Here is a 490-nt window from a genome sequence, read left to right as displayed (position 1 = left end):
TGGTGTGGCTGGAGGCCTGGCTCAAGAAGTATGAAGGCACGATGGTTGTCATCAGCCATGACCGCGAATTTCTGGATGCGGTGACCAACGTCACCCTGCACATCGATGCCGGCAAGCTGGTGCGCTACGGCGGCAACTACAGCAAGTTTGAAGACATGCGCGCCGAGCAGATGACGCTGCAGCAAAACGCCTTTTCCAAGCAACAGGACAAGATTGCCCACCTGCAAAAGTTCATTGCCCGCTTCAAGGCCAAGGCCAGCAAGGCCAAGCAGGCGCAGAGCCGGGTCAAGGCGCTGGACCGCATGGAGAAAATCGCGCCGCTGCTGGCGGACGCGGACTTCACCTTTGAATTCAAGGAACCGGCCAACCTGCCCAACCCGATGCTGTCAATGACCGGCGTGAGCTTTGGCTACCCGGCGCCCGAAGGCTCGCCCGAGGGCACACCGCCCACCGTGATCGTGAACAACGTCAGCCGCTCGGTGCTGGCCGG

The 490-nt window shown here is 61.0% G+C and carries 1 pseudogene; it reads left to right on the top strand.

Annotated elements, in window-relative coordinates:
* A pseudogene (locus B3V69_RS18785) lies at positions 1-490 on the top strand (ABC transporter); the annotation flags it as partial.

Origin of the sequence: Rhodoferax sp. UBA5149, from assembly GCF_002413825.1 — a bacterium.
Classification (GTDB): domain Bacteria; phylum Pseudomonadota; class Gammaproteobacteria; order Burkholderiales; family Burkholderiaceae_C; genus Rhodoferax.
The sequence above is the reverse complement of the archived record's forward strand: the minus strand, read 5'-3'. Positions and strand labels throughout refer to the sequence as shown.